Source organism: Clostridium sp., from assembly GCF_029267215.1.
Lineage (GTDB): Bacteria > Bacillota > Clostridia > Clostridiales > Clostridiaceae > Sarcina.
Window position 1 is genome coordinate 43,167 of sequence record NZ_JARIDH010000066.1, and the last position, 9,478, is coordinate 52,644.

At 27.1% G+C, this 9,478-nt stretch carries 8 protein-coding genes; 5 read left to right on the forward strand and 3 right to left on the reverse strand.

The window, feature by feature from the left end:
• Window positions 1-4: 4 nt before the first annotated feature.
• A complete protein-coding gene (locus tag Q1K13_RS11130; RefSeq protein WP_300350820.1) occupies window positions 5-985 on the reverse strand; it encodes an ABC transporter permease in 981 nt (326 codons plus the stop codon).
• A gap of 466 nt (window positions 986-1,451) precedes the next feature.
• Window positions 1,452-2,480, reverse strand: coding sequence for an aldose epimerase family protein (locus Q1K13_RS11135; RefSeq protein WP_300350822.1), 1,029 nt, complete (start codon window positions 2,478-2,480; stop codon window positions 1,452-1,454).
• Window positions 2,481-2,678: 198 nt separating this feature from the next.
• On the opposite strand from Q1K13_RS11135, the gene Q1K13_RS11140 reads away from it, so the two are divergent.
• Both Q1K13_RS11140 and Q1K13_RS11145 read left to right on the forward strand, forming a co-directional pair.
• A complete protein-coding gene (locus Q1K13_RS11140) occupies window positions 2,679-3,842 on the forward strand; it encodes a galactokinase (RefSeq protein WP_300350825.1) in 1,164 nt (387 codons plus the stop codon).
• Between the two features lie 62 nt (window positions 3,843-3,904).
• The gene (locus Q1K13_RS11145) at window positions 3,905-5,413 is read left to right on the forward strand and encodes a UDP-glucose--hexose-1-phosphate uridylyltransferase (protein WP_300350827.1); all 1,509 of its coding nucleotides are present in this window, start codon (window positions 3,905-3,907) and stop codon (window positions 5,411-5,413) included.
• A 268-nt stretch (window positions 5,414-5,681) separates the two neighbouring features.
• Here the strand turns inward: Q1K13_RS11145 and Q1K13_RS11150 are convergent, their stop codons facing one another.
• Entirely contained in the window at window positions 5,682-7,337 is a 1,656-nt protein-coding gene (locus tag Q1K13_RS11150) for a nucleoside kinase (protein ID WP_300350837.1), read from the reverse strand.
• Window positions 7,338-7,468: 131 nt separating this feature from the next.
• Here Q1K13_RS11150 and Q1K13_RS11155 point away from each other — a divergent pair, with 131 nt between their 5' ends.
• From Q1K13_RS11155 to fba, 3 genes are all read left to right on the forward strand, one after another.
• Window positions 7,469-8,167: a DUF421 domain-containing protein gene (locus Q1K13_RS11155; RefSeq protein ID WP_300350829.1), complete on the forward strand. Its 699-nt coding sequence runs from the start codon at window positions 7,469-7,471 to the stop codon at window positions 8,165-8,167.
• Entirely contained in the window at window positions 8,164-8,562 is a 399-nt protein-coding gene (locus Q1K13_RS11160; protein ID WP_300350831.1) for a DUF4363 family protein, read from the forward strand. Before Q1K13_RS11155 ends, Q1K13_RS11160 begins: the two co-directional genes overlap by 4 nt.
• A gap of 131 nt (window positions 8,563-8,693) precedes the next feature.
• A partial coding sequence (fba, locus tag Q1K13_RS11165; protein ID WP_300350834.1) for a class II fructose-1,6-bisphosphate aldolase occupies window positions 8,694-9,478 on the forward strand: 785 nt, incomplete at its 3' end.

A 9,478-nucleotide genomic window follows, 5' to 3' on the forward strand; every position in this document is an offset into this window, starting at 1 on the left:
CTTATTACCCCTTTACTCTTAATCTAGGATTAAGTACAGAATATAATAACTCTGCCACTAAACTAGCTGTTGTAACCATTAATATTATTAAAAAGAACATTCCCTGCATCATTGTAAAATCTCTTTGTCCAGTTGCTTGTCCTAAATAATAACCCAAACCTGGATATATGAATAAGTTTTCAACAAGTGGTGCTCCTCCAAACATAAATCCAAAGCTAATAGCTAAACTTGTTACCATTGGTAAAATAGCATTTCTACCTACATATGAAGTAATTATTCTTTTTTCTGATAATCCTCTAGCTCTTGCATATTGTATATAGTCTTCTCCAAGTACACTAGTACAACTTGCTTTCATTGACATCATCCATCCTCCAACTTGAGTTATAAAATAGGCTGTTATTGGAAGTATTGAATGTTTTATTACACTTAAGATAAAAGGCATATTAAATCCTCTTATAACATCTGCTCCATAAGCTCCCCTAGCTGGTAATAATCCAAGTTCTATAGATAATATAAATATCAAGATAAAACCAATTATATAGTCTGGTATAGCTCCAAATATAGATGAATACATTATAAGTACCGCATCCAAAACCTTATTCCTCTTTAGTGCAATATATATTCCTATGAAACATCCTACCGTAAATGAGAGGAATAAGGATACAGTAACTATGAGCAAGGTCCATGGCAATGCATTAAAAATAACCTCTGTTACAGGTCTTCTGTAATACATTGATTCTCCAAGGTCTCCTGTTACAATACCTTTTAAATATTTTGAAAATCTTTCATGTAAAGGTGTTTTTGGATCATAATTTAAAGTCATTTTTGCTCTTTCATAAGCCACATCATAAGTTAACCCCTCAGTTCTTACATAAGTATCAGCCATTACTTCTACAGGATTTCCTGGCATACCTTCTATTATTAAAAAGGTTAATAATAATGACAATACTACAGTTAAAGCTAATAACCCTAATTTCTTAAACATAAATCTCTTCCTTTCAACCCATTTTACTTTTTAACGTCTTTTGTTTTAACCATAGTCTTATGATATTTAAAGCTTTAAAAACCTTTATACAAAAGAAATAAAAACATTTTAAACTTATAATCTAATTAAAATTTATAACAATTCTATTTTTTATTTTTCTCTCCCTATTTTATTTTTGTAAACCTACTTTCCCTATTATTCATAAAATTTTTATAAATTAACGATTAATCACTAAGCATCGGATAACGTTTACAGAAAAGTTGTAATATTTCTTTATTTCTATTGCACTAGATCTTAGCTTCATCTTTAAAACTATATTACCATATCTATTTATATATGTCAATATTTTACATAATTTATTAACTTTTGTATTTTTAGTTTTTTATGTAATATAAATTTTCTAATAAAATATAAAAAAGGTAAGCATTTTTATACTTACCTATTTTTAATTTATACTATTTAAATCTTATTGAATTTCAAATTTAAAAATAGTTTTATGATTATACTCTTCTGAAGCTCTTAAAGTAATCTCTTCTATAAAACAATCATTATATCCTATAGGTAATCCTTGAGTTTCAAAACAAATCCCATCATGCTTATCTGCTTTTCTTCCCATATCTAATAAAAATTCATCTGGAAAATTCATCGAATAACAAACAACTCCTTTTTGATTGGTAGAGATTTTCATTATCCGCCCTGATTCTTCTTCCTTTATTTCAACATCCCACTTTTTCTTTTTATTTAAAATCCATGGATGATCATACCCTGAGGCTATTTCTAACTGCTTATTATCTAAATATATGTCTTTTCCAATTTCTTTGCTTATTCTAAAATCAAAAGGTGTACCATTAACCTTAATAAAATTTCCAGTTGGAATCAAAAATTCATCTAGTTCACATATGTTATCACTATCTATAAAAAGTTTATGTGATAACACACTTTTTTTATTATTTCCTGATAAGTTGAAATAAGAATGATTGGTTAAGTTAACTAAAGTATCTTTATCGCTTATTCCTTTATATTCAATAGTTAACAAATCTTCCTTAGTTAGTGTATATTTTATAGAAACTCTTAAATTACCAGGAAAACCTTCTTCTAAATCTTTACTCTCGTAATTAAAACTAACGCTACAAAAATCTTTATTTTCCTCTAATTCATATTTCCAATTTTTTTTGCTAAACCCTTCTATTCCTCCATGAAGACAATTCCCATTATTATTTTTTGGTAAAAAATACTCCTTTTCTCCTAATTTAAACTTAGAATTTCCTATTCTTCCTGCTACCCTTCCTATAGAAGCACCAAAGTTTGAAGGATTTTTAATATAATCTTCATCATTTAAATATGTCAAAACTATATTCTCTTTTTTTCCTTCTCTATCATTCATTAATATTCTTTTTAAAGTTGCCCCTAAATTTAAAAGCTCAATAGAAATATTCTTCCCTTCTATTTCTATTTTGCTAATTTTATCACTAATTTTTTTTTCTATTATTCTCATTTACTTCCCCCCTCTTATTTTTACAGGTTAATTTTAACAATTATAAAATATAAATTCAATATTTTATTGTATTATCTATTTACTAATAATTTTATTAAAGTTGTAATTAATTTAATAAAAAATATTCAATAAATTAATTGATTTATATATTTTATAATTGTATAATCAAATTACATTTATTATATTAGGAGGTATATTATGGAATTAAAATCACTTAAATTAGCTTTTATTGATATTTTTAAAAAGAAACCCGAATCTTTCTTTTTTTCACCTGGAAGAATAAATTTAATAGGTGAACATATTGACTATAACGGTGGATTTGTATTACCCTGCCCTATTACATTAGGAACTTATGCAGCTGTTTCTCTAAGAGAAGATAAAATTTTTAGAGCTTATTCTGTTAACTTTAAAAATATAGGAGTAATAGAATTCTCTTTAAATGATTTAAGCTACAAAAAAGAAGATAACTGGACAAACTATTTGAAAGGTATTTTAAAGGTACTTTTAAATAAAGGTTATAAAATAGATTGTGGTTTTGACATTGTTGTAAATGGAAATCTACCAAATGGTGCTGGTCTTTCCTCTTCTGCTTCTCTTGAGATGTTAATAATAAAAATATTAGACACCTTCTCATCTTTAAACATCTCAAAAGTTGATGGAGCCTTAATAGGAAAAGAAGTTGAAAATACTTATATTGGAGTTAATAGTGGCATAATGGATCAATTTGCTATTTCTTTAGGGGAAAAAGATAATGCAATACTTTTAGATTGTAATTCACTTTATTATGAGTATATTCCCCTTGAGCTTTACGATAACTCCATAATAATTATGAATACTAATAAAAGACGTGAACTTTCTGACTCAAAATATAATGAAAGAAGAAAAGAATGTGATGATTCACTTGAAATTTTAAAGAACTACTGCAAAATAGACAATCTTTGTGAACTCACTTCTTCAGAATTTGAAATTTATAAAGACAAAATAAATGATCCTAATAAAATAAAACGATGTGTACATGCTATAAGTGAAAATGAAAGGGTTAAAAAAGCAGTGGAATCATTAAAAAACAATGATTTAATCTCCTTTGGAGAATTACTTAATAAATCCCACATTTCACTTAGAGATTATTATAACGTTACAGGAATAGAATTAGATACATTAGTAAAAACAGCCTTAGAACAACCTGGTGTTTTGGGAGCTAGAATGACAGGAGCTGGATTTGGTGGATGTGCAATTGCTATAGTTAATAATAATTATATTAATTCATTTATAAAAAATGTAGGTGATATTTATAAAAAGACCATTGGTTATGAAGCCTCATTTTATATAGCATCTGTAGGAAATGGACCAAGAAAACTTTAATTTAAGCTAAGTAAGCCATCTAAAGGATGGCTAATTTTTATAATTTATGAGGGGGATTATATATGAAAAACTTATATTCATTAATAGATAGATTAATTTGTATATCTATAGAAAATACTCTTATTAGTGAAATAGACACAATTTATGTAAGAAATAGGCTTCTAAATCTTTTTAAGGAAAATTCCTATGAATATTGTAATGAAAAACTATCCTTATCTTTAAATGAAACTTTAACTCACTTAATAGAAATAGCCCTAAAAAAAGAGATTATTGATGATACTCTTTGCTCAAAAGATATATTTTCAAGTAATATTATGGATATTTTTATTCCTTCACCTTCTTCAATTAATAGTAAATTTAGAGAAAACTATTCTATTTCTCCCAAATTAGCTACAGATTATTTTTACTCCCTAAGTAAAAATTCAAACTACATAAGAACTGATAGGATTTCAAAAAATGTAAACTTTAAGTCAAATTCTAAATATGGTCTTATGGATATTACAATTAATCTCTCCAAACCAGAAAAAGATCCAAAAGAAATTGCCTTAGCTAGAAATTCTATTAAAAGCAATTACCCAAAATGTTTATTATGTGTTGAAAATGAGGGATATAACGGAACTTTAAACCATCCTGATAGGGCTAATCACAGAATGATAAGATTAGATTTAAATAAAAATAATTGGTTTTTTCAATATTCACCTTATGCTTATTATAATGAACACTGTATAATACTATCTGAAAAACATAGCCCTATGAAGATAACTAAAGATACTTTTAAGAATCTTTTAGAATTTTCTAAAATGTTTCCTCACTATTTCATAGGTTCAAATGCTGATTTACCTATAGTAGGTGGCTCTATTCTTTCTCATGAACACTATCAAGGAGGTAACTACACCTTCCCTATGCACAAAGCTTTAAAGTTATTTGACTTTAAATTAAATTCATTTGAAGATGTTCATTGTGAAGTCATCAACTGGCCACTGTCAACTATAAGATTAAGAGGAAATAATATAAATTCTTTAGTTGAAGCTTCCAATCTAATTTTGGAAAATTGGAGAAATTATTCAGATGAAGACTTAGAAATTTTAAGTTTTACTGATAATGAACATCATAATACCATAACACCTATGGTTAGAAGATCTTCTGATAACTTCATAGTAGAACTTTCTCTTAGAAATAATAGAACATCTAAGGAACATCCACTTGGTATATTCCATCCTCATAGTGAAGTTCATCACATAAAGAAAGAAAATATTGGTCTAATAGAGGTCATGGGACTTGCAGTTCTTCCTGGACGACTTTTAAATGAATTAGAGGATATAAAAAAATTTATTCTTGGAAATTGTGAAATTAGTAAAGTTAAAGAATATCATCATCCTTGGAGTATTTATCTAAAAGATAAATTCAAAAAAGAAAATTATTCTTCAATAGACACCTTTATAGAAGATGAACTTTCACTAAAGTTTTCTAAAGTACTAGAACACTGTGGAGTTTTTAAATTAAATCCTAAAGGTATAGATGGTTTTAAAAAATTTATCGATTATGTAAATGCGGGGCATACTTCAAAATAACTTTTTATAAAACTTAAAAATGTATTTTTATAATTCCCCTATTTTACTAAGAATTTATAATTATTACTTCGAAAATATCACTAAAGCTTAGAAATTTGCTCATCTTATACTAATCTTAGCTTTTTAAGGTGATATTTTCTACGTAATAATTTAATTATAAAGATCATTTATTCTCTTTATATTGTTTGTAAGTTTTATTATTATCTTTTTATAAAACTACTTTATAATTTTAATAGTAGTCTTAAAAAATATAAATATAATATTATTTCTAATATTTATAAAAACAACTGCCTCCAACAAATTCTCTTAATATAGAATTCTTAGGTACTTTATTTACATCTAAATCCACAAAGAATTTTAGTGAATTTATTATTCTTTTAGCTTCATAATAAACCTCACTATCTTCTTTTATTTTTTCTAATTCTTTTAAAGCATATTTTTTTAATACAGAGAGTTCATATACTAAAGTTGAATTAAACATAGCATCTGCCTCTTCTTGATATATAAATATATTTTCCTCTTCCCCTCTTTTTATAGAACTCCACATAGATAAAGTTTGTTCTGCACCATATCCTCTTGACAAAGAATCTCTTACTATTCTTCTAACCTTTCTAACATCAGTTGTAGGTATTCTATTATGATTGTCTATATTAAGCTGAGTTAATGCAGAAATATATATTTTAAACTTATTTTTTGATGGTATGCTTTCTGTAAGCTTAGGATTTAACCCATGTATCCCTTCTATAACAAGTATTCCATTTTCCGGTAAATTAATTTTATTTCCAACCCATTCTCTAACTCCAGTTTTAAAATTATAAGAGGGTATTTCAACTTCGTAACCCTTTAGTATTGAATTTAAATGACTATTAAATAAGTCTAAATCTAAGGCATTTATTGACTCAAAATCAGGTTTACCCTCTTCATCTAAAGGAGTATGAGTTCTATCTACAAAATAATCATCTAAGGATATTCCTATTGGCAAATATCCATTTACCCTAAGCTGCACTCCTAATCTTTTAGAAAAAGTTGTTTTTCCAGAAGATGATGGTCCAGAAACCAATACTACTTTTATATCTTTTCTATCAGCTATCATATCAGCTATATTTGCTATTTTCTTTTCATGTAAAGCTTCTGATATTCTTACAATCTCAAAGTCTTTATCATTTGACAATTTATAATCTAAAGATCCAACATCAGGAGTTCCTATAATATTTAGCCACTTTTCATTTTCTCTAAACACATTAAAAAGCTTTTTTTGTTCCTTAAACTTTGGTACTATAGTTGGATTTTTATGACTTGGTACCATTAAAACAAAGCCATGATTATAAAATAAAAGATCAAAATATTTTAATACACCCGTTGAATAAGCCATATCACCATAAAAATAATCATATCTATCTTCTAATTTATAAAGATTAACCCATTCACTCTCTACCCGTTTAAGTAACTCAACCTTATCACTCATTCCATACTTTTTAAAAATATCTATGGCTTTTTCTTTTTTCATCTTAACTTTTTCTATTTTAATATTTTTATTTATTATTTCTTGCATTTTTTTCTTTATATTTTTTATGTCCTCTTCATTTAATGCTTTTTCCTTGTGAACTTCTCCAAATATACCTTTACTTATTGAATGTTCTATAACTATTCTAGCATCACAAAACAAATCTAAAACAGCCTTTATAAATACAAATTGAAGAGTTCTACTATATGCTATTTTTCCTAAAGGATTGCTTATATTTATAAAATCAATTTCCCCATCTTCCTTTATATAATCCATAAACTCATAATACTTTCCATTTTGTTTTACTAAAGTTATTGGGATCTTTGAATCTATATAATCTTCTTTAAGTAAATTAAAAAATTTTTCTCCCTCATTGATTATTTTTTCTTCTCCATAAACTTTTATCTTAAATCTTTTCATAAACCACCATTCCTCTCTACTCATAATCCCACTTTATTGTTATTATACACTCAAAAACATAAAAAAGTTATTTGTTTTTGAATAAAGATAGCTTAAATTTGTTACCCTAAAGTACTAAAGGAGGTATTATAATGCTAGTAATATTTATAAGAACACTTCTCTTATATTTTTTAGTTATATTAAGTATTAGACTTATGGGGAAACGGCAAGTTGGTGAACTTCAACCTTACGAACTTGTTATAACTCTTATGATTTCTGATCTTGCTTCCTTACCTATGCAAGATACTAGACTTCCCCTTTTACTTGGAGTTATTCCAATAGTCACTCTTTTATTTTTAAAGATGCTTTTATCTGAATTTCAACAAAGAAGTCCTTTATTTGAAAGGATTTTAGATGGTTCTCCCTCAATAATTATAAGTCACGGAAAACTTAATTTAAGTATAATGAAAAAACAAAGGTTAACAATAAACGATATTTTAGAAGGACTTAGAAGTTCAGGATACCTAGATATTAGTGAAATACAGTATGCGGTAATCGAAAATAATGGAACAATTTCTGTTATTCCTAAAAGTCATTGTAATACAATAAAAAAAGAGGATTTAAATATATTTAATCCTGAAGCCAAAATTCCAATAGTATTATATATAGATGGTTATTTGAATAAAAGAGCCTTAGATACATTAAAACTAGACGAAGCATGGCTTGAAAACAAGCTAAAAAAATTAAACGCCCCTCCTAAAGAAGAAATATACCTTATCATGTTAGATTCAAAAAACAATATATTTATACAGGAAAAAGATGAAGATAGCATAGAGGATACCTTATTATGAAAAACTTATTAATATCAGCAATAATATTCTTCTTTATTTTAGGGTCAGCTATTTTTTTGCATACTAAATTAATCACTATCTGTGATACTGCATTATTAATAAGTGATAAAATAGAAACTTCATTAAGTTCTGAAGATTTTGAGGAAGCCTACAATGAATCTATTTCACTATATTCTTTAATAAATGATAAATACACTTTAATTTCTCTTTATATAAATCATGAAGAAATTGATTTTTTAAATACTGAGGTTTTAGAACTTAGTCAATTTACAAAAACAAAAAATCCTTCTGATGCCTTGGCATCTCTTCATACTGTAAAGAGTTCCCTGGTTCACTTAAAAGAAATCGAAAAGTTAAATATAGGAAATATTTTATTTTCTAACTTAAAAATATAATTTTATTGTGGAATTTATACTAATTTTAGTTTATAATGTTATTGTAAGGACAAAAGTCCCACATGGACTTTTTATGTCCCTATATATTTTAAATAAAAATTAATGTAAGATTTTGAAAGGTGGTAAACAAAATGGCATTAGTTAACACAAGAGAAATGTTAAATAAAGCAAGAGAAGAAAAATATGCTGTTGGTCAATTCAACATAAACAACTTAGAATGGACAAAAGCTATATTATTAACTGCTCAAGAAAACAACTCACCAGTTATATTAGGAGTATCAGAAGGTGCTGCTAAATACATGTGTGGATTCAAAACAGTAGTTGGAATGGTTAATGGAATGTTAGAAGAATTAAAAATAACTGTTCCTGTAGCATTACACTTAGATCACGGTAGCTACCAAGGAGCTTTAGATGCTATGGCTGCTGGTTTCTCATCAGTAATGTTTGATGGATCACACTACTCAATCGATGAAAACATAACTAAAACTACAGAAATAATAAACTTAGCTACTGCTAAAAACATATCAGTTGAAGCAGAAGTTGGTTCAATCGGTGGAGAAGAAGATGGTGTTGTTGGAGCTGGAGAAATCGCAGATCCTTCAGAATGTAAATCAATAGCTGATTTAGGAGTTACTATGTTAGCTGCTGGTATCGGAAACATCCACGGAAAATACCCTGCAAACTGGGCTGGATTAAACTTTGAAGCTTTAGCTAACATCAAAGCAGCTACAGGAGATATGCCATTAGTATTACACGGTGGTACTGGAATCCCTTCAGATATGATAGAAAAAGCTATATCATTAGGAGTATCAAAAATAAATGTTAATACTGAGTGTCAATTATCATTTGCTGAAGCTACTCGTAAATATATAGAAGCTGGAAAAGACTTAGAAGGAAAAGGATTTGACCCAAGAAA